General features: G+C 34.5%; 24 protein-coding genes. 20 read left to right on the top strand and 4 right to left on the bottom strand.

Going from position 1 to position 26,398, the window contains the following annotated elements:
- Positions 1-60 precede the first annotated feature (60 nt).
- The 18 genes from J4050_RS08050 to J4050_RS07965 all read left to right on the top strand — a co-directional run bounded on the left by J4050_RS08050 (position 61) and on the right by J4050_RS07965 (position 20,465).
- Entirely contained in the window at positions 61-2,214 is a 2,154-nt protein-coding gene (locus J4050_RS08050) for a polysaccharide pyruvyl transferase family protein (protein WP_208154061.1), read from the top strand.
- 55 nt (positions 2,215-2,269) lie between these two features.
- Positions 2,270-3,190 carry a class I SAM-dependent methyltransferase gene (locus J4050_RS08045; RefSeq protein ID WP_208154060.1) on the top strand — a complete coding sequence of 307 codons (921 nt, stop codon included), beginning with the start codon at positions 2,270-2,272 and terminating at the stop codon, positions 3,188-3,190.
- Between the two features lie 3 nt (positions 3,191-3,193).
- On the top strand, positions 3,194-4,462 hold the full coding sequence (locus J4050_RS08040; protein ID WP_208154059.1) for a glycosyltransferase: 1,269 nt from the start codon (positions 3,194-3,196) through the stop codon (positions 4,460-4,462).
- A gap of 65 nt (positions 4,463-4,527) precedes the next feature.
- Positions 4,528-5,364 (top strand): glycosyltransferase family 2 protein, encoded by an 837-nt coding sequence (locus J4050_RS08035; protein ID WP_208154058.1) that lies wholly within the window; start codon positions 4,528-4,530, stop codon positions 5,362-5,364.
- Complete coding sequence (locus J4050_RS08030; protein WP_208154057.1) at positions 5,361-6,527, top strand: glycosyltransferase family 4 protein; 1,167 nt, start codon at positions 5,361-5,363, stop codon at positions 6,525-6,527. Before J4050_RS08035 ends, J4050_RS08030 begins: the two co-directional genes overlap by 4 nt.
- Before the next feature lie 10 nt (positions 6,528-6,537).
- Positions 6,538-7,533 (top strand): glycosyltransferase, encoded by a 996-nt coding sequence (locus tag J4050_RS08025; RefSeq protein WP_208154056.1) that lies wholly within the window; start codon positions 6,538-6,540, stop codon positions 7,531-7,533.
- Positions 7,534-8,202 (top strand): cytidylyltransferase domain-containing protein, encoded by a 669-nt coding sequence (locus J4050_RS08020; protein ID WP_208154055.1) that lies wholly within the window; start codon positions 7,534-7,536, stop codon positions 8,200-8,202.
- On the top strand, positions 8,192-9,250 hold the full coding sequence (locus tag J4050_RS08015; protein ID WP_208154054.1) for an N-acetylneuraminate synthase family protein: 1,059 nt from the start codon (positions 8,192-8,194) through the stop codon (positions 9,248-9,250). The genes J4050_RS08020 and J4050_RS08015 overlap by 11 nt, the downstream gene beginning before the upstream one ends.
- 7 nt (positions 9,251-9,257) lie before the next feature.
- Positions 9,258-10,010, top strand: a complete 753-nt coding sequence (locus J4050_RS08010; protein WP_208154053.1) for a class I SAM-dependent methyltransferase — start codon at positions 9,258-9,260, stop codon at positions 10,008-10,010.
- Between the two features lie 11 nt (positions 10,011-10,021).
- The gene (locus tag J4050_RS08005; RefSeq protein WP_208154052.1) at positions 10,022-10,810 is read left to right on the top strand and encodes a glycosyltransferase family 2 protein; all 789 of its coding nucleotides are present in this window, start codon (positions 10,022-10,024) and stop codon (positions 10,808-10,810) included.
- A complete protein-coding gene (neuC, locus tag J4050_RS08000) occupies positions 10,804-11,937 on the top strand; it encodes a UDP-N-acetylglucosamine 2-epimerase (RefSeq protein WP_208154158.1) in 1,134 nt (377 codons plus the stop codon). The genes J4050_RS08005 and neuC overlap by 7 nt, the downstream gene beginning before the upstream one ends.
- Positions 11,927-13,315 (top strand): CDP-glycerol glycerophosphotransferase family protein, encoded by a 1,389-nt coding sequence (locus tag J4050_RS07995; RefSeq protein ID WP_208154051.1) that lies wholly within the window; start codon positions 11,927-11,929, stop codon positions 13,313-13,315. The genes neuC and J4050_RS07995 overlap by 11 nt, the downstream gene beginning before the upstream one ends.
- On the top strand, positions 13,315-14,463 hold the full coding sequence (locus tag J4050_RS07990) for a glycosyltransferase family 4 protein (protein ID WP_208154050.1): 1,149 nt from the start codon (positions 13,315-13,317) through the stop codon (positions 14,461-14,463). The genes J4050_RS07995 and J4050_RS07990 overlap by 1 nt, the downstream gene beginning before the upstream one ends.
- Before the next feature lie 9 nt (positions 14,464-14,472).
- Positions 14,473-15,615, top strand: a complete 1,143-nt coding sequence (locus J4050_RS07985; protein WP_243878584.1) for a glycosyltransferase family 4 protein — start codon at positions 14,473-14,475, stop codon at positions 15,613-15,615.
- Positions 15,608-16,684: a glycosyltransferase gene (locus tag J4050_RS07980; protein ID WP_208154049.1), complete on the top strand. Its 1,077-nt coding sequence runs from the start codon at positions 15,608-15,610 to the stop codon at positions 16,682-16,684. Before J4050_RS07985 ends, J4050_RS07980 begins: the two co-directional genes overlap by 8 nt.
- An 11-nt stretch (positions 16,685-16,695) precedes the next feature.
- On the top strand, positions 16,696-18,054 hold the full coding sequence (locus J4050_RS07975) for an O-antigen ligase family protein (RefSeq protein ID WP_208154048.1): 1,359 nt from the start codon (positions 16,696-16,698) through the stop codon (positions 18,052-18,054).
- The gene (locus tag J4050_RS07970) at positions 18,008-19,015 is read left to right on the top strand and encodes a glycosyltransferase family 4 protein (RefSeq protein WP_208154047.1); all 1,008 of its coding nucleotides are present in this window, start codon (positions 18,008-18,010) and stop codon (positions 19,013-19,015) included. Before J4050_RS07975 ends, J4050_RS07970 begins: the two co-directional genes overlap by 47 nt.
- A gap of 55 nt (positions 19,016-19,070) precedes the next feature.
- Complete coding sequence (locus J4050_RS07965; protein WP_208154046.1) at positions 19,071-20,465, top strand: sugar transferase; 1,395 nt, start codon at positions 19,071-19,073, stop codon at positions 20,463-20,465.
- A 9-nt stretch (positions 20,466-20,474) separates the two neighbouring features.
- On the opposite strand, the gene J4050_RS07960 is transcribed toward J4050_RS07965, so the two are convergent.
- Both J4050_RS07960 and J4050_RS07955 read right to left on the bottom strand, forming a co-directional pair.
- The gene (locus tag J4050_RS07960; protein ID WP_208154045.1) at positions 20,475-21,635 is read right to left on the bottom strand and encodes a lipoprotein N-acyltransferase Lnb domain-containing protein; all 1,161 of its coding nucleotides are present in this window, start codon (positions 21,633-21,635) and stop codon (positions 20,475-20,477) included.
- Between the two features lie 10 nt (positions 21,636-21,645).
- Positions 21,646-22,716: a putative type IX sorting system protein PorV2 gene (locus J4050_RS07955; RefSeq protein ID WP_208154044.1), complete on the bottom strand. Its 1,071-nt coding sequence runs from the start codon at positions 22,714-22,716 to the stop codon at positions 21,646-21,648.
- Between the two features lie 113 nt (positions 22,717-22,829).
- Between J4050_RS07955 and J4050_RS07950 the strand changes: the two genes are divergently transcribed.
- On the top strand, positions 22,830-23,591 hold the full coding sequence (locus J4050_RS07950) for a CDP-alcohol phosphatidyltransferase family protein (protein ID WP_208154043.1): 762 nt from the start codon (positions 22,830-22,832) through the stop codon (positions 23,589-23,591).
- Between the two features lie 27 nt (positions 23,592-23,618).
- The gene (locus J4050_RS07945) at positions 23,619-24,503 is read left to right on the top strand and encodes a DUF808 domain-containing protein (RefSeq protein WP_208154042.1); all 885 of its coding nucleotides are present in this window, start codon (positions 23,619-23,621) and stop codon (positions 24,501-24,503) included.
- A 79-nt stretch (positions 24,504-24,582) separates the two neighbouring features.
- Here J4050_RS07945 and J4050_RS07940 read toward each other — a convergent pair whose 3' ends face one another.
- Complete coding sequence (locus tag J4050_RS07940; RefSeq protein WP_208154041.1) at positions 24,583-25,539, bottom strand: carboxypeptidase-like regulatory domain-containing protein; 957 nt, start codon at positions 25,537-25,539, stop codon at positions 24,583-24,585.
- Positions 25,540-25,599: 60 nt separating this feature from the next.
- Positions 25,600-26,340 carry an LPS export ABC transporter ATP-binding protein gene (lptB, locus tag J4050_RS07935; protein ID WP_208154040.1) on the bottom strand — a complete coding sequence of 247 codons (741 nt, stop codon included), beginning with the start codon at positions 26,338-26,340 and terminating at the stop codon, positions 25,600-25,602.
- Positions 26,341-26,398: the final 58 nt, after the last annotated feature.

The following is a 26,398-nucleotide window of genomic DNA, read 5'->3' as shown; positions in this document are numbered from 1 at the left end:
GGTTTTGCAAAGGTCGATTCAAGTATAAATGGTATTTAAAAAAATCAATTTAAGAGGCATATGCGTTCAGTTTCACATGGTTTAAAGACGATATACCGACAGGGAAGGCACCTCTATCGTCTAAATAAAGCAAAGTCTTTAGATGTTAACGCAAAACCAAGTATCCTAAATTTAAACATTATAGATAGTTGCAATTCCAAATGTACCATGTGCAACATTTGGAAACAGGAGGAAGAGCTCGAAATCACTCCAGAAGAATTAGAGACTGTCCTTTGCGACCCTTTGTTTTCAGAATTAAAATATGTTGGTGTTACCGGAGGAGAACCCACTTTGCGTGAAGACTTACCAGATATATATAGCTCTATTATAAAGGCAGTTCCAGGCATCAAGGGATTGAGTATTATTACCAATGCCATCGAGAACGAAGAAGTAATCAATAGAATTAAGAAAATAAAAAACATCTGCGACGAAAATGGAGTTCATTTTTCAGCAATGGTATCTATTGACGGAGTAGGCAAGGCACACGACCAGGTAAGAGGTGTAAAGGGTAATTTTGATAAAGCGATAAAGGTCTTCAATTATTTGGAACAGGAATTAAAAATACCAACCTCCTTCGGTTGTACAATTTCTAAAATAAACGCTTGGGATGCTGATGATTTGTTGTATTACGCCAAAAAATACAATATGTATGGGCGTTTTAGAATCGCGGAAACCATAAACAGGTTATATAATCAAGATCGTGGCAAGGTCATTAGAAATTTTAATGCAGATGAAACCTTCAATTTGCTTCTGTTTTTTGAAAAGCTAAAACTCACCTATGAGAAAAACGGAACTTTCCAAAGAACGTACTCAAGTATTCAAAATATATTAAAAGGAGGAGATAGGCTTATAGGCTGTCCTTATCATAATGATGGAATTGTTTTGGGTTCTAAAGGTCAAATCAGTTACTGCGCTCCTAAATCCAAGATCATTGGCAATGCCTTGGAATTATCTAGCCTAGATATTTATAAGAACAATTTTGAAGAGAAAGAACGCATCCTTAAAGAACACTGCAATAGCTGCATACACGATTACCATGCTCCAATAACATACAAAGAACGAAAGATTGAGTTGGAAGCGATATTCAACTCTAAAATTTTGAATATAAAATCGGTTGGCAGAGCATTGAAACTCGCTAAAGTATTAAAAGGAGGTAAGACCGATTCGAGCTTGTTTACGGTTTTTGTCCTTGGATGGTATGGAACCGAAACCGTTGGCGATAAGGCTATTTTGGGCGGAATCGTAAACTACTACAAAGAGGAGTACAACAGTAAAGTCGAATTTGTTATTGGCAGTTTATACCCATTTGTAACCGAAAGAACTTGTGAAGAATTAGAATTGAAAGCAAAAGTAGTATCCACTAAAACATTGGATTTATTACGATATGCAAAAAGTTCGGATGAGATTGTTATGGGAGGTGGTCCGTTGATGGATTTAGAGGTATTGTACGTGCCTTACTTAGGATTTAAAATTGCCAAAGCCTATGGTAAAAAGACAACCGTTTTTGGATGTGGTATCGGACCATTAAAACACGAAAAATACCTAATAACCGTCAAGGAAATTTTTTCTTTAACGGACTATGTTAAGTTAAGAGACAAGGATAGTATTGCGGCTTACAATGCATTTGGATACAAAAACGAAGCAGAATTGTTTGGTGATCCTGCCAAGGGATTTGTCTTAGGCCAAAGTGAACAGATTGATGTAAAAAATGAGAACGTGCTTTCTTGTTTTTTGAGAGATTGGACCTTTGAGTATTTTCCAGGAGAGAAATCGGTTTTTGAACAAAAAAAAACAACCTTGGAGCAAGGCATTGCAAAATTGATAAAGCGAGAGGCAGAGCGGCTTAATGTCGATAGAATAGAATTGCACCATATGCATAATTTTGTTGTGGGTAATGATGACAGGGATTTTTCAAGACGATTTATCGACACCTATTTTCAAGGCGATGTGCGTGTGGTGATGAATAAAAAATTATCTACTGTAGATTCTATTATTGAGGCCATGAAAAAATCGAAGTTAAATATCTGTATGCGATTCCATTCCGTACTTTTTGCACATACATTAAAGACCGATTTCATTGCCATAGATTATACAATGGGAGGTAAAATACATGCGTATTTAAAAGACAACGAGATGCTCGAAAATTTAAAAACAATCGAAAGTTTAACAATCTAATTGTATTGGTGTGATTTGTAAGGTGTGCGAAAATAATATAACTCCAAAGCTTCTTTTGGAACATAAAAAAACGGATAACTCCATATACAGATGCCCAAAATGCAAAGTGGCTTTTGTACACCCACAACCTTCGGTAGATGAACTGAACACCTATTACACAGGCATGTACCAAGAAAAAGCAATTTCATTTAATGAAGTGCAAATGAGTCGTGCATCAAAATCAATAAAGGGTTATTTAAAAAGATTGAAATGGAATGGTGAAAAAAGTAAAGGCAAAACCTTTCTCGATTTAGGTGGAGGATTGGGTTATTACTCCAAAGCAGCTTCAGAATATGGAATGTCACCAATTTTGGTCGAAAAAGATTCCGTATCAGTGGATTTTGCAAAAAACAAACTGAATCTCAAATCTATAATTAAGAAGGATTTAAACGAATTTTTTTCAAGCAATACCGAAAAGTACGATGTCGTATTTTTTAGGCATGTTATTGAGCATGTTACCGAACCAAATGAAGTTATTGAAAGTATTTCCTCAATCTTAAAGGACGACGGTATTTTTATAATCGAAACCGATAACAATGCTGGAATCGAAATATTATTCAAAAAAGGAGTCAAGGATTTTTATTTGAAATTATATACCGAAAACTTTAAAAATGTGTCATTCAGCAAGTTGCTTTCAGTAAGACCATTTGCATTGGATCCACCTAGACATTTGTTTGCTTTTAGGATGGGTAATCTTTCTAATTTATTAGAGAAGAACGGCATTAAACTATTTATAAAAGACCACTATAGATTGGGACATCCTGTGTATTGGCCTAATATACATTCGCCAAAAATAATGTATGCCATAAAGGCGTTTTCAAAATTTAAGTTGAGAACAGGTATAAAGCTAATTTTGGAATATTTCAATCTTCTTTATAGAATTTTATTGCAGTTCTTAGGACTGTCCTCTGGAATATGCATTTATGGAAAAAAATAATGTATGAACATACTAATCGTCAATACGTTCGACAAAGGTGGTGCGGCAAATGCATGTTTGCGCTTGCACCAAGGTCTTTTGCAAGAAGGTGTTGATGCTAAGGTTCTTCTAAAGCATAAAGAGAAATCATTAACGGAAACGTATCAGTTTCAACCAACCAAAAAGAAAAAAAGCATACTTCAACGATTAAAGCAAAAATGCTTTAGCGCATTACGCTTTTTAGGGATTTATAAAACACAAAAATTCAGAGATCAAGAGTTTTTAAATAGTAGGGAAGCAGGTTTAGAGTTGTTTAGTTTTCCGCAATCCGATTTCGATATAACCACATCACCATTGTACAAAGAGGCAGATATTATTAATCTGCATTGGGTAGCAGGATTTTTAGATTATGCTTCGTTTTTTAAGAAGAATACGAAGCCAGTGGTGTGGACATTGCACGATATGAATCCTTTTACAGGCGGAGAACATTATAAAGAAACCATTTTGGGTATGGATGCTTCAGGACACCCAATACAACGATGTATTCCTGAAAATGAAATGTGTATCGCAGAAAAAAACCTTTCCTTAAAAATGGCTGCCTTATCAAACGTTAATAATTTACATTTGGTAAGCCTGTGCCAATGGATGACCAACGAAATAAGTAAAAGTCCTTTGTTTAGGGATTATCCTGTAAGTTTAATTCCGAATGGCATCGATTCAGACATCTTTCAACCTAGGAATAAAGTCCATTTCCGAGAAGTTTTAAACATTCCTCAGGATAAGACCTTTATTCTTTTTGTTGCAGACTCCATCCATAACCACAGAAAAGGCTATGCTTTTTTAGAACATGCTTTATCCAAGTTGCAGAGCGATGATGTGGTTTTGTGTGCGGTAGGTAATAAAGCAGATGATATAGAACCAATGGTCAATACCATAGAATTGGGAGCAATAAAAGATGAGCAAAGAATGAGTATGGTGTATGCTTCGGCAGATGTGTTTGTCATTCCTTCATTAATGGATAATTTACCAAACACGGTTATAGAATCCCTACTTTGCGGAACACCTGTAATTGGGTTTCCTGTTGGAGGTATTACCGATATGGTAATAGATGGTGAAAACGGCTTACTTACTAAAGCTATAAGTAGCGAGTCATTATTAGCAACCATTAAGCAGTTTTTGGAAACTAAGCACACATTTAACAGAGCGCGCATAAGGGAAGAGGCCTACCGAAAATATGGATTGCAAGTTCAGACCAAAGCATATATGAAACTATTTAAAGATATTTTGAAATAGATTTAACTAAATAAGTTTGGGCAAAACCTAGCATATTGAAAATCTAAAAACGCAACCAAAACAGAATGAAGCTTTCAATTATAACCATCAATTACAACAATGCCATTGGCCTCAAAAAGACCATGGAAAGTATAGCTTCTCAATCCTGGAGGGATTTTGAGCATATTGTTATCGATGGGAACTCTTCAGATCATAGTTCGGACATTGTAAAATCTTTCAATTATCCTCAATTATCCTATCTTTCTGAGGCAGATAGCGGCATCTATAATGCCATGAACAAAGGTATTGATAAGGCTTCAGGCAAATACCTATTGTTTTTAAATAGTGGTGATACATTGGAAAACCCTGAAGTTCTTGATAAAGTAAATCCCTATTTTGCAGAAGATTATTCGGTTCTGTCTGGTCATATCATTTTTGATGAACCCAATGGTAAAAGGTTGAGGGAGCATCCGGAAAAAATGACGTTTTCGTATTTGGTAGGTAATGCGGTTTCGCACCCTTCTACGTTTATAAAAAGAGACCTTTTTCAAAAGTATGGTAAATATAATGAGCGCTTTAAGATTGTTTCAGATTGGGCTTTCTTCCTTAAGGTTTTGGGTCTAAATGATGAATCTTATTTAAAACTACCGGAAACCATTACTGTTTTTGATGTTGATGGTGTTTCAACCCAAAAGGACAATTTAGAAAAGATTTACAAAGAAAGAAATGAGGTTCTAAAAGCGTATTTTCCAAGAGTCTATAACAATGAAGATGACCGTTATATATTCAATCACTTTATTAGTACCAATAATCGATTTAGATATCTTAAGGTTATAGAAAAATTTCCTCTATTTAGGAAAATCACAACCGTAATTTTGGGTATTATTGCTTTCATTCTAAAACCCTTCAAATCTTCGAAATGAAGAGTAAAGTTCACATCATTGGTCCAATTGGAGATGTAGGAGGTAGAGAGTTGGAAACTGGATTTATTGCCAAGACCCTGATAAGCGATGGTTATGACGTGCATATCACATCCACAATAAATTACACAGATGATTCGCAATTGTTTGGTTTTGTTGATAAGAAACAGGTCTCCCAGTTAAACCAATTAATCCTTCAGAAGAATTTATGGTTTAGGTTTTGGGCATACCTAAGTTATTTAAGAGGCAACAAAAATAAGTTGTTAAGTGATTATTGTTCTAATGCAGTATCACGAAAAACTGGATACAGATTCAGTGCAGTAAAAATATTAAAAGCAATGGTTGATAGTGCTGATCTTGTGGTGCTCTGTGCTCAGATCAGTAGTACGTTTATAAAAGAGATTGTAGAATATGGCTTTGTTACCGATAAACCTGTAGTTATAAGAACATCCAGTATGATTTTAGAGTCGGATAGGATTCATAAATCATGGTTGGAGAAGGTAACATACTTTATACATCACTCAGAGTCCAATGCTAAGCGATTGTCTTTTTTGCAGCACCATAAATATAAAATCATAGATCAGTGTACCTTCAGAGAAAATGAAATGCTGGCCATAGAACCTGCCTGTAAATTTCAATCACTACTGTTTATAGGAAGACTTGCACCTGAAAAAGGCGTTTTGGAGTTGGTGGAATATTTTAAACGCTATGGATCAGGATTGAGTCTAAGCCTAATAGGCAATGGCCCTTTGCACGAAGAATTAGTGGTGTTATGTAAAGCGGCAAATAATATCAGCTTAAAGGGATTTGTTTCTCAAAATGACATTGTAGAACAGATCAGAGCATCCGATGCCATTATCATAGCATCCATTGGCGAATCTGGTCCTTTGGTTGGGTTGGAAGCCATGGCATCTGCAAGGTTGGTGATTTCGACCTCCGTTGGTGCCATGCCAGAAAGGTTAGCAGGCCTTCAAAATCAGTTTTGGTTTAATATTTATGATGAAGAAAGTTTTAAACAAATGTTGAATATGTTGAGGTCATTGACATTAGACCAAATTGAGACTATAGCCTTAGAAAACAGAAAACGCTATCTGGCCAGATATAAACGAGAAGCTATAGAAAATCTTTATAAAAAGGTTATTTTTAGGCTTCAAAACCCAGATTAGATAATGGATTATGAGAGTAGGTATGAATCCTCAGAAAAAGTCTAAAAAGCTTAAATTAAAATCTAGTCACAGACTCATTATTGTAGTTTTTATTCCATCGCTTGAAGGTTATTATAAAAATGTTTTGGAAGTCTTTAAACTATGTTTGGAATCAGCAATTGTCACAACCAATTCTAATTGTGCAATTACGGTAGTAAATAATGCTTCTTGTGCGGAGGTTACAGATTATTTGAAGCTTAAATTAGATGAAAACAAAATAGATACCGTTGTATATCATAAGAATAATATAGGAAAAATAGACGCTTTAATTGGAGCAGCACGAGCCAGTAGAGAGCCTTTAATAACCATTTCAGATGTTGATATACTCTACAAACTTGGATGGCAGAATGATGTTGAAGACATTTTTGAAAAGGTTAAGGATGTAGCCTCTGTATCCCCTATACCGTGCCGACAGTTTTATAATTACGAGACCTCTTCTACGATGTCAAAAATCCTAATGGGGAAGGTTAAGTTTAAAGCGCAGGTAATTCCTGAAAATCACGAGGACCAGAATAGATATTTAGATAGTTTTAATTGGGAACGTGAAGAGGAGAATGTAAAATGGCCTACTATAAAATCAAATGGTATTAAGGCGATAATGGGTAGTGGACATCAGGTCTTAAGTATGAGAAGGGCACTGTTTTTTGAATCTGTGCCTCTAGAGCCCTCATTCACTCTCGTTGGAAATTATTCTGAAGGAACCTACTGTGATAAACCAATAAATAATTCAGGAGGTATGCGTTTAGCAACTTATTTTAACAGAGCATATCACATGGGCAATCAAATTGAACCTTGGATGGAAAAGGTGCAAAATTATAATTTGGCAAACTCAAATCAGACAAGTAAGGATGATGTGTTCAAAAAATATTTACCATTTCATCCCAAACGGAGAAATAGGTTTTGGTACCCTTATACCTCAAAACTATCCAAAATTTTGTTCAATATTTTTTATAGATATAAACTCTAGGTGAAACAAACAATAGCCATAATACCAGCAAGAGCAGGGTCCAAACGAATACCTAACAAGAACATCATTAATTTTGGCGGTAAGCCTTTAATTGCTCATTCTATCGAGTATGCAAATCAAAGCACAATTTTTGATGATATATATGTCTCAACGGATAGTAAGGTTATTAAGGATGTTGCGGTGAAATTTGGCGCAAAAACTATAGACCGTCCTAAGGCCCTTAGCGATGATTTTGCTTCAACGGTTTCTGTTTTAAAGCATGCTTTAAGTGATTTGGATGATACGGTTGAAACTGTAGTTTTGCTTCAGCCAACCAATCCATTGCGCCCTAAATTTCTACTACAAGAAGCCTTTAAAATATTAAGTAAAAAATCACATAAAAGTCTTTTTACTGTGAGTGAAAATTGTAGAAAGTTAGGTAAAATTAGCAATGATAAATTTATGCCTTTCAATTATGAAATTGGTCAACGCAGTCAAGATTTAGAACCATTATATTATGAGAATGGCCTGTTGTACATAACAACGCCACACTTAATAAAGAAAAATATAATTTTTAATGAAGCATCATATCCCTTAATAGTAAATCATAAATTTGCAGAAGTTGATATTGATACTTACGATGATTTAAAGTTTGCGCAATTTGTACTAAATAATTATAATGAAGAATAATTCTTACATAGAGATAGCGGGACGGAAAATAGGTAGTGACTTTCCACCACTTGTTATAGCTGAAATAGGTATAAATCATGAGGGCTCATTAAACATTGCTAAGGAAATGGTTGATGCGGCGGCACGAGCAGGGGCTGAAGTGGTGAAGCATCAAACACATATCGTAGCCGATGAAATGAGTAAGGCTGCCAAATCAGTGATTCCAGGAAATGCTAAGATGTCTATTTATGAAATAATGGAGCGATGTGCATTAAACGAAGATGAAGAATATCAATTGAAAGCTTATTCAGAAGCCAAAGGCATGACCTTTATTTCTACACCCTTTTCCAGAGCAGCAGCCAACCGTCTAAAAGATTTCAATATTCCAGCCTATAAGATTGGTTCAGGAGAATGCAATAATTATCCTCTATTAGAGCATATTGCCAAATTTGGAAAGCCGGTTATTTTGAGTACAGGTATGAATACAATAGAGAGTGTAAGGAAGGCTGTTGGGATATTTAATTCATATCATGTCCCCTTGGCCTTACTTCATACCACTAACCTTTATCCAACACCTACCCACTTGGTACGATATGGAGCAATGATGGAATTACATAAGGCCTTTCCAGAACATGTCTTTGGATTAAGTGATCATACCCTTAATAATAATGCCTGTTTGGGAGCTGTAGCCTTAGGAGCTTCCATTTTGGAGCGTCATTTTACAGATCATATGAATCGACAAGGTCCTGATATTATCTGTAGCATGGACGAGCAAGCTTGCAGAGAACTTATAATCGGTAGCCAAGAAATTTGGTCAATGCGCGGAGGTACTAAACAACCCGCTAAAGAAGAACAAGTGACTATTGATTTTGCCTTTGCCACCATATGCAGTATTAAAAACATTAAAAAAGGCGAAGCATTTACAAAAGAAAATATTTGGGTTAAGCGTCCTGGTACAGGAGAAATTCTGGCGGAAAGGTTTAACTCAATTATCGGAAAAAGTGCTGCTAGAGATATTGAAAATGACGAACAACTCACTTGGGAAGATATAAATAATAGTGAGCGCTAAAAAGAGCATGATTAATAAGATAAGACAAATTATAGGGACCGGTAGAACCATTTTAAAGGATCCGTATTTTGATGAAGGTAAATTAAAATCCAGTGAGGAGTTGGGCAAAAGTCCTTCAAGAACTACCATCATAAACGCCTTATTGGAGCTTACGGCGTCTAAAAATTATCTTGAGATTGGAGTTAGAAATCCTGATGCCAATTACAAAAAAGTAAATTGTGTTAATAAATTCTCTGTAGATCCTGGATTGGAATTTAAATCCAATCCCGTTGATTTTAAACTAACATCTGATGATTTTTTTGCAAGATTAGATGCAAATAAACTAAGTGGAATAGACAATTCAATTCGTTTCGATGTTGTTTTTATTGATGGACTCCATACCTCTTATCAAGTGGATAGAGATATTGAAAACAGTCTCAAATATATTCATAAAACTGGCTTTATAGTGCTTCATGATTGCAATCCACCAACCGAATACCATCAGCGAGAAAATTATGATTTTAAGAATTCGCCGGCTGGAATCTTTTGGAATGGAACCACTTGGAAAGCCTTTTATAAATATAGACATCGACAAGATTTGTATTCCATATGCTTTGATACTGATTGGGGAGTTGGGGTGATTTCAAAATCAAACTTTCCACTTTTTAATAATATCTCATCAATTATGTCAAACCCTTATTTTGAATATGATGTGTTTAATGAGCATAGATTGCAGCATTTAAATTTGGTGGAATTTAAGGAGTGGGCATCAAAATTGTAGAAAGAGCTGCTATGGAGACTAAAGTATCTGTTGTCATTAGGAATAAAAATCAGGCTGATGCTCTGGAATTTCTGTTAAGAAATCTTAGAGAGCGTTATGACCAATGTATTTCAGAAATTATAGTTATTGATAATTTATCAACTGATAAGAGTAAAGCTATTTCTTTAAAGTATGATGCTAAATTTGTTACAATAAATGATTTTGGATATGGAAGTAGTGCCAATACGGCGGCCGAAAATGCGACTAATAAAATAGTAGTTATTTTTAGTGCACACGCTTATCCTGTTAGCCATGATTTTTTTGATGAAATTGTTAGGCGCTTTAATGCCAACGAGAATCTTGCAGGACTACGCTGCTTGCACACAAGCAACGATTACAAAAATTACATCAATGAAATTTCTGTCCTACAAGATCCCAATAAGTCAGGTCTCATTTTTTGTGGTTCAGCATTTAATAGAGAAATTTGGAAGAAACATAGATTTAAAGATGATATAACAACATTTGAAGACAAAGAATGGACCCTAAGAGTTTTAAAACATGGCTATGATATTGAGTTTTCACCATCTATTTTTAACTATGATATAAAAAGGACAAAAAAACAGCAGTTTTTCAGATTTAAAAAAGAGCTACTTGGGTCTTATCAACTGTGGCACAAAGATTTGGTCTTTGGCCAAGTAATTAAAACAGGTGTCTTGGAGTGTTTAGGTATAATTAGGGCATGTATAATAGACCTATTTTATGCCTTAAATCGACTGTTTTTTAAAATAAAGTTTTTACTAAATAAGCCAGATAAATATTGAATCTAAAACGTAAAATAGTATTTCTGTCTGGGACAAGGGCAGACTTTGGCAAAATTAAGGCCTTAATACAGGGTGTTGAAAATCATACCAATTTTGAACCCTTTATTTTTGTAACGGGAATGCACCTCATGCCTGAATACGGTTATACCCTTATTGAGGTAGAACGCTGTGGTTTTGAACATGTAACTACCTTCGAGAACCATACAGATGAAGCCACTATGGATTTAACTTTAGCTAAAACTATTAATGGTTTTTCAAAGTATATTAAAGACATAAATCCAGATTTAATAGTGGTTCATGGAGATAGAGTAGAGGCCCTTGCAGGTGCAATAGTTGGTAGCTTAAATAATGTACTGGTCGCTCATATAGAAGGCGGAGAAATTTCAGGAACAATAGACGAATTAATACGACATTCCGTATCAAAATTGAGCCATATTCACTACACCTCCAATGATAAGGCCAAAAAGCGATTGATTCAAATGGGTGAATTAGAAAACTCCATATTTACCATTGGTTCACCAGACGTTGATATTATGTTTTCAGATTATTTACCCAAATTGGAGGAGGTCCTAAACTACTATGAAATTCCATTTAAGTCTTATGGTTTGGCTATGTTCCATCCTGTGACAACTGAAATAGATACTTTAGAAGCAGAAGCAAGTCAATTTGTTAAAGGGTTATTAGATAGTGGTTTAAATTATGTTGTGATTTATCCAAATAATGATTTGGGTAGTAAGTTAATTTTAAAGGCGTATCTAAAGCTGAATAAAAATCAGCGATTTCGCATTTTTCCCTCAGTGAGATTTGAATATTTTTTAACCCTTCTTAAGAACTCACAATTTATTATTGGCAATAGTAGTGCGGGAGTTAGAGAGGCTCCTTATTATGGTATCCCTACAATAAATATTGGATCGAGACAGCGCAATCGGGTTAGTGCAGATAGTATTTTGAATTGTAATCCAAGCCATAAGGATATTTTAAAGACTATAAAAAAAGTTAAGGCTTTAGATCCAAAAAAGGTAGAATCCTTTGGCGCAGGAAACTCAAGAGAAATGTTTATAAAAAGTCTTGAAACTGACGCAATCTGGTCCTTAAATCATCAAAAACAGTTTAAGGATGTTTTCTAAAAAACATGTTCTTATAGTTGTACCAGATGGAGTAGGAATTAAGAATTACTTATACTCTAAAATACCAACTTTATTAAAAGAATCTGCTCATGTTACAATCTGGTCTACCTTGCCCATTGAGGCCTTCGATGAGATAAGGCATATCCATAAGCTACAATTTAATTTTAAGCAGATTACACTTAAGGCAGAGCATTGGTTGGTGCGTCTACATCGAGAATCGAGTACCTACGCAAGATTGAAGTTTTATAGTCGTATTAAAAAGAATCCAACCATATTAACCTATTGGAGGCCACAAGACTATAACCTAAAGGTTAGAATTTTATACGCATTGTCTCAGTTTATTGGTACTGTATTATCAAAAAACTATAACAGAATTATTGCCATTGAAAGGCATGGAAATTCGAGAATTTCCAAATCTTATATTGAGTCTTTTGCTAAAGAACTCAGTGCAATGAATCTAGATTCAATATTAATAACGCACCAGCGTGTACCAGGACTATTACCGCTTTGCATTGCAGCTGACCAGCTTAAAATAAAAACCGTCACAGCCATATTTTCATGGGATAATCTACCCAAAGCACGGTTAGCCGTTAGAACAACTAAATATTTGGTTTGGTCGGCATGGATGAAAAATGAAATGAGAGCATATTATCCAGAAATTCCTCAATCTGACATAATTATTTCTGGGACACCACAGTTTGAATTCTATACCGAACATAATAGAATTAAATCACGACAGGAATTTGCAGATGAGTATAGCTTAGATAGCAGTAAGGCATGGATTTGTTATAGTGGTGATGATGTAACCACTTCTCCTTATGACCCGCAATATCTGTTAGATATCGCCAGAGCTCTAGAGCCTGTTGCATCTAAGATTCAAATTATCTTTAGACGCTGTCCCGTTGATTTTTCCGAACGATATGATGGTGTAATTAACGAATTTAAGGACCTTATTCGGGTTATTGATCCCTTATGGAATATAGACTCCCAATTAGGGTGGACCGGCTATTTCCCTAAGTACCAAGATATAAATATACAAGTTAATCTAGCCTATCATTGTGACCTTGTATTAAACCTAGGTTCCACAATGGCCCTAGATTTTGCAACATTCAATAAACCTTGTATTTATTTAAATTATAATCCATCTAATGATAGTGCTTGGAGCACAAAAGTTATTTATGAGTATGAGCATTTTCAAAGTATGAAAGGATTAGACACAGTTGCTTGGATAAATAACAAGAATACGATTTTGAAGACTGTATTAGCTGTGATTGAAGGACCTGATGACGTCGCCTTAGATCGAAAAAAATGGATGGAAAGGATAGTTTTAACCCCTTTAAATCAGAGTTCTGCTAACATTACTAAAGCACTTTTGTAATGCATATCTGCTTTGTTACATCTGAATATCCAAAAGAAGGTTTTCCTCACGGAGGGATAGGGTCTTTTATTCAAACCATTGGACAAAAACTGCATAGTTCTGGCCATAAAGTGACTGTAGTTGGTATCAATAATTATACGAAGACCAATCTCCAAGAGAATGATAATGGAGTTAACATCTTTAGACTAAAACCAAAGGTTTTTAAAGGATTAACTTGGTTTTTAAATAATGCTTCTATTAATAGAAAACTTAAGGAAATTCATAATGAAGATGCTATATCTGTAGTAGAAACTGCTGAATTGGGTTTGGCTTTTATTAAGAAACTGAAATCTGTAAAATATATTATTCGGTTACATGGTGGTCATCACTTTTTTTCTGAGGCAGAACAACGAGGTATTTCAAAATGGAAAGGATATCAAGAAAAGCGATCATTTAAGAAATCTGATGCTTTCATTGCTGTGTCCAACTATGTGAAGATCCACACTAACAAATATCTTAGCTATCATAATAAGCCCATTGTTACGATTAGAAATCCGGTGAATTTAGATGTATTTGCTCCGAGAATTGATGTTGGTATGAAGAAACATGCAATTGTATTTGCCGGTACTGTTTGTGAAAAAAAGGGAGTTCAAAAATTAATTGAAGCCATGCCATTAGTTATGCAAAAGTTCCCGAAAGTTAGGTTGTTCATTTATGGTAGGGATTGGTTTTTTCCTGATGGAAAATCCTATATTAGTTTTCTTAAAGAAGAAGTCTTGTCACAATTAGGTAAATATGCTGATCGGATTCATTTTGAAGGTGCTGTTTCTTTAAGTGATCTATCAGAAAAATTTGCTAAGGCAGAAGTTTGTGTTTTTCCATCGCTCATGGAGACTCAGGGCTTAGTTGTTACAGAAGCAATGGCCATGCAAAAACTTGTGATTAATTCTGAACTTGGACCCGGTAAAGAACTTGTAGAACACAAGGTTACAGGGTTGTTGTGTAACCCTTATGAAAGCAAAGACATTGCTAAAAAACTAATTTGGGCACTCAATAATGCTGAGACTTGCGATACCATTAGGCTTAGTGCCCGGAAATATGTTTTATCCGAGTTTGATACAAATAAATTAATAAATCAGAATTTGAATTTCTATAAATCCGTCACTTAATCAAAAGTTTTGAATCATAAAGAGCATACACTTGCCATTTTTACCCTTGTTGAACACAAAAAAGTGAATGGAAAATTATATGGCTATGCTCCTTATATTTCAGAAATGAATATTTGGACCAGCCATTTTAAAAAAGTTCTTGTAGTTGGGAATTACTCGGATTCTGAACAGTTGGCAAAAATAGATATAAGCTATGACCATCCTGACATAGATTTAGTAATGCTTCCTAAGTTCAATATTAAAACACCACTTTCAATTTTGAGATTGTGTTTTAATTTACCGACCATTATTTATAGAATTTCAAGAGCAATGATGCAATCAGATTATTTGCATTTACGCTGTCCTAGTAATGTATCTGCTATAGCAGCGGTAATTCAAATATTTTTCCCAAAAAAGCCGAAAAGTACTAAATATGCTGGAAATTGGAATCCAACTAGTAAACAGCCTCTGGGTTATAGGTTTCAGAAATGGATTTTATCTAATACAGTGCTCACAAAGCGAATGAAGCTCTTGGTTTATGGCGAGTGGCCCAACCAGTCACCTAATGTTTCTCCTTTCCTTTCTGCAACATATTATGATTGTGAGAAGGTGCCATTTAAAACAAGAGATTTTAATAACAAAATTAAATTTGTATTTATTGGAGCCATGGTGATTGGTAAAAGACCAATGCTTGCAATAGAAATAATTCTAAAATTAAGAGAACGAGGATACCAAGCGGAGCTTCATATGTTCGGAGATGGTGATTTAATGACAAAAGTCTTAAACAAGGTCAAGGATCATAACATGGATTCTTTTGTGTTTATACATGGAAATCAAAATAAAGCCAAAGTAAAGGAGTGCTTGGTTGATGCCCACTTTACAATTTTGCCATCAAAAAGTGAAGGCTGGCCAAAAGCCATTGCTGAAGGAATGTTCTTTGGAGCCATTCCTATTTCTACCAGAATTTCTTGTCTGCCATGGATATTAGATAATGGAAAACGTGGCATTTTAATTGATTCAGATGCCGAGTCTGCAATTACTAAAATAGATAATGAAATAGCTAAAGGAACGGATTATTTAAACAATATGGCAGAAAAGGCACTTTTATGGTCTCAGAACTATACCATTGATCGCTTAGAGAATGAAATTCAAAAAATATTAGAAGATGCTTAGTGTTTTGCAAATAATAGATACATTACAGGCTGGTGGTGCAGAACGTATGGCCATAAACTATGCTAATGGAATAACTCAATTCAATGTGACAAGTCATCTCTGCACAACACGAAAAGAAGGTCCTTTGCTTGGAGATTTAAAAAAGGATGTCGGTTATGTCTTTTTAGGACGAAGGCGACTTATAGATATTAAAGCCTTTTTTAAGCTAAGGCGTTACATTTTAAAGCACAAAATTAAGATTGTTCATGCTCATGCCTCATCGTTCTTTATTGCAACAATTTTAAAAATCTTATTGCCTCAATTAAAGTTGATATGGCATGATCATTACGGAAATAGTGAAATTTTGGATAAGCGCCCTAAGCGCATTCTTCAATTTTGCTCGCTTTTTTTTTCTTATATTTTTTGTGTTAATTACAGGCTTAAATCTTGGTCTAGTAAGCATCTGTATTGTAAGAATGTTCAACAAATCAGGAATTTCTCCGTTCTCAATCCTAAAACAACTTCTGTAACCAAATTAGAAGGGAAAAGTGGAAAACGCATTTTATGCATGGCAAATTTAAGAGAACAAAAAAACCAAATGAGTTTACTTAAGGCTTTTCAGGAAATTATAGATTTAAATCCAGAATGGACATTACATTTAGTGGGTAAAGATTTTGAAGATAAATATTCAAAAAATGTTTTTATAATGATCGAAGAACTTCGACTAGGGAAGTATGTATATTTTTATGGAAGTAGACCCGATGTTCTTAATATTATGAGCCAGTGCCAAATTGGAATTCTGGTATCAAAATCAGAAGGATTGCCATTGGCTCTCTTAGAATATGGTATTGCAGGCTTATCTGTTATCAGTACCAATGTAGGCGAATGTGCTAAATTGATTCCTAATAGTTCTCATGGTATTTTACTTAATAATGATAGTCCAAAGGTCATTGCTAAAGCCATACAAAAACTTATAGAAAACAGATTATTTCGTGAAGAAACTGCAAGGAATTTTCAAAACCATGTAAAAAATCAATATTCAGAACATGCGGTTTTAACCAAAGTGGTTGAAACCTATAATAGAGTTTAATCCTCTACTTGATGACGGAAACAAAATATATATCTCAAATTATATTTCATATCATTCTAGGTTTGATGATGTATTATTTGAGCATTTTTCCAAGTCTATATTTCTATGCTGTTATTGGGTATTTCTTCTTTCAAGTTATCGCAGCACCCAAAAATGAAAAAGTACTTAAGGTTCTTATGGCTTGTTGTTATATAGTTGGTGCTGAGGTGATATTCAGGATGACAGGTGCTGGTTTGTTTTATGAGTCCTCAAAGTATTTTATTATTCTATTCTTACTAATCGGTATGTTTTATAGTGGTTTATCTAACAAAGCCTATCCTTATTTCTTAGTATTGATATTCTTAATACCTTCAATCGTTATAGCATCAATTGATCTTCGGTTTGATGGTAACCTGCGTAAAAATGTAGCGTTTGTTTTAAGTGGACCTGTATGCCTCGGAATTTCAGCCTTGTATTGCTATAATAAAAAGTTAACCCTGAAACAAGTCCAAACTATTTTGCTATATGTTGGATTGCCAATCGTTACTTTAACCACATATTTGTTTTTATATACGCCTAGCATAAAAGATATTGTTACTGGTACGGAGTCAAATTTTGCAACCTCAGGAGGGTTTGGTCCTAATCAGGTTTCAACTGTGCTGGGCCTAGGTATGTTTGTATTTTGTAGTCAGTTTTTCTTAAATTCAAAGAATATCGGCTTAAAGATTCTCAATGTAGCTATATTCAGTTTAATCGCTTTTAGGGGAATTGTTACATTTAGCAGAGGAGGTGTACTCACTGCAATTTTAATGATAGCGGCTTTTCTAATAATGGTCTACATAAAATCTAAGACTAAACAAAAAAGCAATATTATTGTCTATTTTATTTCGTTAATAGTAATTGGGACTGTAATATGGACTATAAGTTCAAGCCAAACTAGTGGGCTCATTGATAAACGTTATTCGGGAAAGGATAAATTAGGACGAGAAAAAGAAGATATAAGTGCTGGGCGATTGGACATTTTTCTTTCTGAATTAGAGGGGTTTATTGATAACCCATTCCTTGGTGTTGGTGCCAATGGCATGAAAGAAATTAGATTAATTACCCAAGGCGATGTTGTTGCCTCTCATAATGAGATGAGTAGATTACTTTCTGAGCACGGAATTTTGGGTATTATAATCTTGCTTATTTTAATTTTTAAGCCTCTAGATATGTATGCGAAAAACTCGTATAATATATTCTTTTATGCCTTTCTTGTATTTTGGTTTGCTACAATTAATCATTCAGCGATGCGTATTGCCGCTCCAGGATTTATATATGGCTTGGCCTTATTAAATGTTACCTATGACAAACGTCCTATACATCGGAAACGCCTTGCAAGCCCAAGGTAGAACGGTTTCCTCAATAGATACTCTAGGGCATTACTTGCAAGAGTTTTGTGAGGTGCATATTGCATCGCGGCAATCAAACAAGGTTCTGCGTCTTCTAGATATGATGGCAACGGTCTGGCGAAGACGCAAGAAAGCTGATGTTGTGCTTATTGATACTTATAGTACTACTAATTTTTACTATGCGCTTTTGGTTAGCCAGTTGTGTAGGGTTTTAAATTTACCTTATATTCCTATTCTTCATGGTGGTCAACTAGAATATAGACTAAAACATCATCCAAAAAAGAGTGCCTTAATTTTTAGATACGCTAAGAAATTGGTGGCTCCATCTCCATTCTTAAAAAATGTATTTCAGTCTTATGATTACAAGGAGGTATTATATATTCCAAATTCAATTGAACTTGAAATCTACCCTTTTAAGGATAGGGAAATAGAGTGTGTCAAGCTCTTTTGGGTGCGCTCATTTTCAAAAATATACAATCCCACTTTGGCGATAAAGGTATTAGAAGTATTGGAGACTAAGGGCTATTCGGCCGAATTGACAATGGTTGGTCCCGAAAACGATGGGTCACTTCAAACCTGTAAGGAGTTGGCCAAAAAAAAGAACCTAGAAGTTAACTTTACTGGGCTAATGACCAAAACACAATGGATAGCCCTTTCAAAGAACCACAACATATTTATAAACACAACTACAATTGATAATACACCTGTAAGTGTTATAGAAGCTATGGCTCTAGGCCTGCCAGTGGTTTCTACCAACGTTGGAGGTTTGCCTTATCTGATTAAGGACAAGTTTGAGGGGCTTTTGGTAACATCCAATGATGTTCAGGCCATGGCCAACGCCATTATTCAACTGACAAAAGATACTGATTTACGAAGACGACTTATAACAAACGCAAGAACTAAAGTGGAACAATTTGACTGGGACGCCGTTAAACCAAAATGGCAAGACTTTTTATTATAAACATATGTTAATTTGAATAGGACTTGTTATATTTACCTGAGCGTTAACCCTTAAAATGACTAATAAAAAAGGAATTCATTTCGAAGTATCGGAACGTAAGGTGCTATTGCGCCTTATGGATATGGCCATGGTGCTCCTCGGGGTTTATATTCTAGGTCTTTTCTTTGATTATGAATACCTTTTTATTAATCAAAATAACCTTACCGAAATTATAGTTTTACTACTGTACATAATTGTATTCGGGACGGTATTTGAATTGTATCACTTAAAACGGGCTAGTCGCTTCGATACCACCTTTAGAAACACTGTAATTACTTGTTCTACAGTGGTACTATTTTATATGTTAACTCCCGTAGTTACGCCTTTTTTACCAGAAGAACGTATTCAAATTCTTTATTTTTATTTAACCTTAATAGCCTCCATTTTAGTTTGGCGCTTGGGCTACATCTATTTAATTGAGTCCCCACGATTTTACAAACGTGTTTTGTTAGTTGCTGAGATTTCTAACTTAGAAGGTTTGGTAAAAGCATTAGATACAAAAGACCCTAACTATAAAATTGTGGGATTTATCAATAGCGAACCAAGTCATGAGGATGCTATAAAATATACAGGGTTGCCAGAGTTTAAGGCTAAAAACTTTTTAGAGGTCATAGAAAAAGAACAAGTATCTGAAGTGCTTGTAGCTAGTTTTAACGCCGAAGCCATTATTGCTGAAGTTTATCACGATTTGATGTTACTGCTGGAACGCGGCTTTAAAATTAGAGAATACACTCAGGTATATGAGCAGATGCTGCAACGTGTTCCGATACAGTTTGTGGGAAAGGATTTCTACAAGTATTTTCCCTTTAGTCGAAGTAATGAAAATAAACTCTATATTTTCTTTCACCGACTATTTGATATTATTATTTCATTGCTCGGATTGGCTTTTGGATTATTTATATTACCCTTTATTTATTTGGGGAATCTTTTAGGTAATAAAGGGCCATTATTTTATAAGCAAGAGCGTATTGGGCGTAACAGTAAACCTTTTCAAATTTTAAAGCTCCGTACTATGATTGCTGATGCTGAAAAAGATGGTGTAAAATGGGCGCAGAAAAACGATAAGCGCATAACACCTTTTGGCAAGTTTTTAAGACGTTCGCGGCTCGATGAAATACCGCAATTTTTTAATGTTCTTAAGGGCGAGATGAGCATCATAGGTCCGCGACCAGAACGACCATTCTTTGTTAATGAGCTCTCTCGGATTATTCCTTTTTATGAAACCAGACATATCATTAAACCTGGTCTGACAGGTTGGGCGCAGGTTAATGAACGTTATGGTGCTTCGGTAGAGGATAGCCTAACCAAACTACAATATGATTTGTATTATATTAAGCATCGCAGTGTTTTTTTAGATATTAATATCTTTCTAAAGACAATGAGTACTATTTTATACTATCGTGGACAGTAGCTCTTAGACTTAAAGAGTTCTTAAAAAATAAATATATCGAATTGCTAGGGCGACAATAAGGGGAATGAGTGTTATGGCAAAAACCTGTACACCGATTAACCAATGCAGTGTTAAAAGGCAAAGCATTACCAGCAGAAATTTAAAATAACCCTTTACCCAAGGTTTGGGTTGAGACTTTTTTAATTGCCTCAACAAAATAAAATTAAAAGGAAAAGCCCAAAGCAAGTTATAGTTATAACCAGTGGTTGTGTGATCTGTAGCAAACCATAATAAGGTTAAAATAATTCCGATAAAACCGGTAAAGCTTGCTATACTCACATCGAGCCATTGACTTCGTAATCTATTTTTGTAATCTTTATAAGTTGTATAGAGAATTAAAAAGGCGAGGAGGCTTAAAATTACTAGCGGGCTAAATAGAAAAACCCTATGGTCCTTTATTTCTTTTGCCTGAAATAATTTAGATTCTGATTTGACTAATGTTTTTTCAGAATCTAAAGTTGCATTTGCAAATGAGCGGTGAATATACTTTGGTAAAAACATGTGCTCTCGTGCTGTTGCTTCTTGATCAATTATAGACCCTAAGGCTAAATCAATACCTAAGCCACCCCAGGAATTTTTATCAACGTGCTCATAAATTAATGTTCTAAAGGTTTTAGGAACAAATGTGTCTGAAACGTTATAAATAATATCCTTTGAAATTGAACCTTCTGCAACATCTCGAATACGCGTGGCACAGTTATCATAAAAGAAATCGTATTTATAGCGTCTATTTTCTGGTTTGTAGTTGTTTTCTAAATAGTTAAAGAGCTTTTGCTGGTCATTAGTGCTTAGATTTAAAATCTGCTCTTTAATCGTTCTATTATTTTGGGAATAATAGCGGTAAATATCATTAAATCGATGGCGGCTGAGCAAATAGTTTAATTTGCCTTGTGCAAACTTTAAATAAAAAAAAGGTGCTTCAAAATCGTATTCGCCATAACCATATACCAAATCTATACCACGAGTTGTATCCGTTATTCGAAAGGCATTATGCCCAAAAGCATCATTTAAGGATTGTCCTGGGCCAAAAGTTAATACAGATATGGTAGCATCTTGTGATAATTGGATAGACTGTGAAAAGCTATATTGAAATAAAACAACAAGAACTGAACTGAGTATCTTTAGTTTCATAAGCGTTACATTATCTAAAAATACTAAAGTCTAACTTTAATGAAAATACATTGGAGTAAAGAGCGGCACTCTGATCGCCAATATCGGTAAAGGCATAATCAATTTGAATACCCTTATATTTAAAACCAACACCAAAATTGGGTTGAAAGGTTAAATCTTGTGTATTATCAATTTGTAATTCGTTCTGAAAATTTCCTAAACCACCTCTTAGAAACACCAAATCCGTATAACCAAATTCGAATCCTAAAGCAGGATTGATGCTAGCAAAGGATGTAGATATAATATCGTTACTTTCGATAAACCTTACGTTCATATTAGTGGCTGCTAGGAGCGAGTAATCATAATTGAAAATCCATTTCTTTGAAATCCCAAATTGCATCTTGGGAATGGTAATTTCTGTAGTTTCTGGCAGTTCTTGATTTTGACCAGCAACAGCACCACTGATTTGTTCAAACTTAGACTCGTCTATGGACCACGCATTGTAAGTCGTTGTGATATCTCTAACCATTAGTCCGAATTTCCAGTCATTTTTAGTTTCAAATTGAATTCCTGCATCTAGCCCAAATCCCCAGGCAGAGGCAAAGTCTCCAATTATACGCCGAATCACCTTTGCGTTAAAGCCAATATTGAGACCGTCTAATGGTAATTTACGAGCATATGAAAAGGTTAGGCCGTAATCTGCTGTTGAGAAGGTGTTAATTCTATCATAATTGATATTGCCTTGTTCATCAATGAGCTGAGTAGTATCTAAAATATCATCAACACCAAACCGAATTAATGAGATACCAACGGCACTGCGATCATCAATTGGCATAGCGTATGCGATATAATTAAAGTTGGCTATGTTGGCAAAATAACTAGAGTGCATCAAAGCTAATTGGTTGTCCTCTATATGTACCAATCCGGCAGGATTCCAGTACCCAGAGTTAACATCGGCAGTTTGACTCACAACAGCATTGCTCATACCCAAAGCAGCTGCATCTACACCGATATTCATGAATTCATTTGAATATTTTCTGGTCGTTTGTGCTTGGGTAGTAAATGCAGTAAGTGCTACGAGAATTACTATGTAATTTTTCAACAGCAAAATTTTTTACAAAGATGCGCAATATTTTTCTATCTATTAAACTTGAAAAGTAGGTTCTTATTGTTTTTTGACCCAAATACTTTTTTATTTTTACATAAACGAAATCTATGGGTATAAAACACCATATTCCTAACGCGGTTACTTTACTTAATTTATTCTCTGGTTGCATTGCCCTATTATTTGCTGTTGAAGGTAATTTTGTCTTAGCTGCATTTTTTGTAGTGTTGGGTATATTTTTTGATTTTTTTGATGGCTTATTAGCCCGGAAATTAAAGGTTCAAAGTCCATTGGGCATTCAGCTTGATTCTTTGGCGGATTTAGTAACAAGTGGTGTCGTGCCTGGTATAATAATGTATAAACTCATCGCCTTATCCGTTGATGATAGCAACCTAATAAAATCTCAATCTTGGAATGACTCATTAGGCTGGGACCAGATTGTATCGAATTTAAATAGTGTTGCTTTAATAGGATTACTTATTCCTCTTGCTTCGGCCTATAGATTAGCACGTTTTAATTTAGATGAAGACCAACAAACCTACTTCAAAGGATTACCAGTACCAGCAAATACGCTATTGATATTATCCCTACCTCTAATTTTAGAATACCAGAATAATGATATTATGAATGGGTTAATAATTAATACATGGTTTTTAATTGTGGTGACGCTACTTAGTTGTTATTTATTAAATTCTAATATCAAACTTTTTGCCTTGAAGTTCAAGGACTGGAGTTTTAAGGCAAATGCCACACGTTATGTGTTCTTAATTTTAAGTATAGTATTACTTATTGTATTACAATTTGCTGCAATCCCTCCAATTATATTGCTCTATGTTTTATTATCATTACTGGATTCTAAAAATATAGTGTAACTTCAACTTTAAATAAAGATATTTTCTATGGCTTCAGGCTTTTTTGCATTATTAGATGACATCGCTGCTATAATGGACGATGTTGCTTCTATGACAAAAGTCGCTACTAAGAAAACAGCAGGCATTCTTGGTGATGATTTGGCGGTTAATGCGGAAAAAGCCTCGGGATTCAAGGCTTCTAGAGAATTACCGGTATTATGGGCTATTTCTAAGGGTTCTATGATCAATAAAATTATCATACTTCCATTGGCATTTTTATTGAGTGCTTTTTTGCCTTGGATGGTCACTGTAATTCTGGTTATAGGTGCATTCTATTTGGCTTATGAAGGCGTTGAGAAGATTTACGAGTTTATTGTGCCGCACCAAAAGCAAAAGGTCATTGCTGTTAAAAAAGCTAAATCGGAAGAGGAACTATTGAACCTTGAGAAAGAGAAAATTAAATCAGCAATTTTTACGGATTTTATACTATCTGTAGAAATTGTTATAATCGCCTTGGGAACTGTTGTTAACGAATCCTTGACTTTTCAGATTATAGTGGTTTCTTTTATAGCTTTAATAGCCACTGTTGGAGTCTATGGTATTGTTGGTTTTATTGTAAGGATGGATGATATTGGTTATAAATTGGTTAGGAGGTCTAATGGAAGCAATGGAATAAGCTATTATTTAGGATTGGGTCTTATAAAAGCTTTGCCTTGGATTATTAAAAGCCTTGCGGTTGTTGGTACTTTAGCTTTACTACTGGTTGCTGGAGGTATTTTTAGTCATTATCTCGATTTTTTGCATGATTTTTTGAGAAGTTTACCAGATATTTTAAGAGATTTTATTTTTGGAATTTTTGGTGGGATACCCTTTTTGCTCCTTGTGAAAGGTGTCAAGACTATTCGGTCTAAAATGAAATCAAAAACTAATTAGAATTCTAATTTTTTCTTACGTATTTCAAAGTTTTTGCCAAGACAAAAGGCGACTTTAAGCTAGCTTTATCATAATAGAATTAATTAAATACTTTTAATTCATAACCCAAGCTAATATTATTAAACTTGTCTTGATTAGAATTATTTAGATTGAAAACTTTCCATGCTAGATCATTATCAAAAGCAATTCGCATGTATGTGAAATTTTCATTTTTATAATAGTTCACAGGAAAGTACGGTTTAATGTGTTTTACAAATTTCAACTTGCCCTTTTTTGTCTCTTGTTCATAATACGGAGAAGTCGGAATTAATTTTCCTTCAGCATTGGCAGGTCCTAGATTTAATAATGATATAAATAATCCATTTTTAGGCAAATAGATTTGATGAGACTCTAAATTTATTTTCAACTTATCCGTTTTCTCGTTAAACTGAATTGTTAAAGTGTCAGATGTTATTCTTTCTCCAGGCTTTCCGTCAAGATTGAAGTAAAAGTTAACTTTGTATAATGTAGAAAATGCGTGACGCTTTAGAACCTGCTTATTCGCTCCATTAAAATCCATGGTTTTGTTGTAAGATGGAATTGTTATTGATTTTAATTGAACATCATTTTTCGAAAAATCATTTTTTATAAGACACGCTATTTCACATCCAATGGGGTTTCTATACGAGTTTAAAAAATCTCTATCATTAATAGATTTAATCTTTTTTGTTTTAAATTTTTGTTTCTTATTAGAAACTAATACTTCGTTCAGTTGAATATCAGTAGGGTTTAAAAAAATAGTATCTCTTTGTATTGTATTTATTGCAATGATTTTTGATTGATATCCTAGACTGGATAATCTTATAGAGTCAGATGTTATTAAGCTTAAATCAAATCTTCCATTTTGGTCAGTATAAATACCATCATTATTTCCGAAAGAAATGGTTACGTAAGGGATGCTTTTTGAAGCTTTTTTATCTACAACTGTGATTAGATTTTTGTTAATTTTGATTAGGAATAAACATAGAATAGCTATAAATAAAAGTCTAATACTCATTTGTTATAATTTGGTAGATTTATTAGGAAGTACTGTGAGAAATTAAAAAATTCTTTGTGATTAGAATTCTAACTTTTTCTTACGTAGTTCAAAGTTTTGGCCTAAATATACTTTACGCACCATTTCATCACTGGCCAATTCTTCTGGCACACCTGCTTTAAGAATGCCACCTTCAAACATAAGATAGGTTCTATCTGTTATAGCCAAGGTTTCTTGAACGTTATGATCCGTAATTAAAATACCGATATTCTTTTTAGTAAGTTTAGCAACAATACGCTGAATATCCTCCACAGCAACAGGGTCTACACCAGCAAAGGGTTCATCGAGTAAAATGAAATTTGGGTCGGTTGCTAAAGCCCGTGCAATTTCGGTTCTACGTCTTTCGCCACCAGAAAGTAAATCACCACGATTTTTTCTAATATGCCCTAGACCAAACTCCTCTATAAGAGATTCCATTTTGTCTTGTTGTTCTTTTTTGCTCAATTTCGTAAGCTGTAGTACACTAAGAATATTATCTTCAATACTAAGTTTTCTAAATACTGAAGCTTCTTGTGCCAAATAACCTATGCCATTTTGGGCTCTTTTGTACATTGGGAATTTTGTAATATCGGTATTGTCAAGATAGATATTTCCACCATTAGGTTTGATAATTCCAACAATCATGTAAAAGGATGTGGTCTTGCCAGCACCATTAGGTCCTAAAAGACCAACAATTTCTCCCTGATTTACTTCAAGGGAAACGTCCTTAACCACCTTACGGCCGCTGTAGGATTTCATTAAATGCTCTGCGCGTAACTTCATGCCTTTTCTTATAACGTTAAAAATAGCAAAATCATATGAAATGCTCTTCTCTAGACGA

This window comes from Winogradskyella pelagia (assembly GCF_017581965.1).
Classification (GTDB): Bacteria; Bacteroidota; Bacteroidia; order Flavobacteriales; family Flavobacteriaceae; genus Winogradskyella; species Winogradskyella pelagia.
This window is presented reverse-complemented; position numbering and strand designations above follow the sequence as displayed.

Bases quoted from the DNA above. Each gene is read 5' to 3' on its own strand.
- J4050_RS08050 (WP_208154061.1), top strand. From the start codon at position 61: ATGCGTTCAGTTTCACATGGTTTAAAGACGATATACCGACAGGGAAGG.
- J4050_RS08040 (WP_208154059.1), top strand. From the start codon at position 3,194: ATGAACATACTAATCGTCAATACGTTCGACAAAGGTGGTGCGGCAAAT.
- J4050_RS08035 (WP_208154058.1), top strand. From the start codon at position 4,528: ATGAAGCTTTCAATTATAACCATCAATTACAACAATGCCATTGGCCTC.
- J4050_RS08030 (WP_208154057.1), top strand. From the start codon at position 5,361: ATGAAGAGTAAAGTTCACATCATTGGTCCAATTGGAGATGTAGGAGGT.
- J4050_RS08025 (WP_208154056.1), top strand. From the start codon at position 6,538: ATGAGAGTAGGTATGAATCCTCAGAAAAAGTCTAAAAAGCTTAAATTA.
- J4050_RS08015 (WP_208154054.1), top strand. From the start codon at position 8,192: ATGAAGAATAATTCTTACATAGAGATAGCGGGACGGAAAATAGGTAGT.
- J4050_RS08010 (WP_208154053.1), top strand. From the start codon at position 9,258: ATGATTAATAAGATAAGACAAATTATAGGGACCGGTAGAACCATTTTA.
- J4050_RS08005 (WP_208154052.1), top strand. From the start codon at position 10,022: ATGGAGACTAAAGTATCTGTTGTCATTAGGAATAAAAATCAGGCTGAT.
- J4050_RS07995 (WP_208154051.1), top strand. From the start codon at position 11,927: ATGTTTTCTAAAAAACATGTTCTTATAGTTGTACCAGATGGAGTAGGA.
- J4050_RS07990 (WP_208154050.1), top strand. From the start codon at position 13,315: ATGCATATCTGCTTTGTTACATCTGAATATCCAAAAGAAGGTTTTCCT.
- J4050_RS07980 (WP_208154049.1), top strand. From the start codon at position 15,608: ATGCTTAGTGTTTTGCAAATAATAGATACATTACAGGCTGGTGGTGCA.
- J4050_RS07975 (WP_208154048.1), top strand. From the start codon at position 16,696: ATGACGGAAACAAAATATATATCTCAAATTATATTTCATATCATTCTA.
- J4050_RS07970 (WP_208154047.1), top strand. From the start codon at position 18,008: ATGACAAACGTCCTATACATCGGAAACGCCTTGCAAGCCCAAGGTAGA.
- J4050_RS07965 (WP_208154046.1), top strand. From the start codon at position 19,071: ATGACTAATAAAAAAGGAATTCATTTCGAAGTATCGGAACGTAAGGTG.
- J4050_RS07960 (WP_208154045.1), bottom strand. From the start codon at position 21,635: ATGAAACTAAAGATACTCAGTTCAGTTCTTGTTGTTTTATTTCAATAT.
- J4050_RS07950 (WP_208154043.1), top strand. From the start codon at position 22,830: ATGGGTATAAAACACCATATTCCTAACGCGGTTACTTTACTTAATTTA.
- J4050_RS07945 (WP_208154042.1), top strand. From the start codon at position 23,619: ATGGCTTCAGGCTTTTTTGCATTATTAGATGACATCGCTGCTATAATG.
- J4050_RS07940 (WP_208154041.1), bottom strand. From the start codon at position 25,539: ATGAGTATTAGACTTTTATTTATAGCTATTCTATGTTTATTCCTAATC.
- lptB (WP_208154040.1), bottom strand. From the start codon at position 26,340: ATGAAGTTACGCGCAGAGCATTTAATGAAATCCTACAGCGGCCGTAAG.